This window comes from Serratia sp. Je.1.23.a (genome assembly GCF_051129805.1).
Classification (GTDB): domain Bacteria; phylum Pseudomonadota; class Gammaproteobacteria; order Enterobacterales; family Enterobacteriaceae; genus Serratia; species Serratia liquefaciens.
The window spans coordinates 1-716 of the sequence record NZ_JBCPSR010000029.1 but is presented as its reverse complement, the minus strand read 5'-3'; the positions used below and the strand labels follow the sequence as shown (position 1 = coordinate 716).

Here is a 716-nt window from a genome sequence, read left to right as displayed (position 1 = left end):
AATTTCACCGTGCGGATCGCGTGGTGGACACTGCGTTCAGGCCGGAAGCCATACGAAAGTGTATGAAAATCACTCTCCCATATTGGCTCCATCGCCATCAGCATTGCCCGTTGAACAATACGATCACGCAGCGCGGGGATACCCAGTGGTCGCAGTTTGCCGTTGCTTTTAGGGATGTAAACCCGTCTGGCTGGCAAGGGCTGGTAGTGACCGGAGACTAGTTCATCCCTGAGGATTTGCAGCTCAGCAGCCAGTCTGGCCTGTAGCTTTGCTTTGTTCACACCATCAACGCCGGGGGTATGCGCCCCCTTTGATGAAAGCGTGATCCGCGCGGCTTCAGCTAGCCATTCGGGTTGTGTTATCAGACGCAGCAGCCGTTCAATCCGTCGGGACGGATCGGTGGCTGCCCATGTGGCAAGCTTGCGTTGCATTTCGCTGATTATCAAAGGTCTTCACCTCGTTAGGTCAGTTAATTCACGTCGCAAACACATTCAAACTGCTTCCCTTCGCCATGTAATGGGCTTTCCCCATCCCGGACTACTACGGAAGCTCCGCCAGCCAGCGCGTCATCGGAGCCATGCCCCCTTAACATCCGTCGCTGACCTTCCCCGGTTTACCTGCCTGGACTCAGACATACTGAGGAGGCTGCCCGTCGCACTCTTTATCCTTGCATGCTGCAAGTTGGCAGAAGTCAGCAACGCGAGCGTGATGGACGC

1 protein-coding gene is annotated in these 716 nt (G+C 55.7%); it reads right to left on the bottom strand.

Annotated elements, in window-relative coordinates; genetic code table 11:
- Positions 1 to 431 (bottom strand): reverse transcriptase domain-containing protein (locus AAZT04_RS26015; protein ID WP_434682337.1); only part of this gene is annotated, 431 nt, incomplete at its 3' end.
- Positions 432 to 716: the final 285 nt, after the last annotated feature.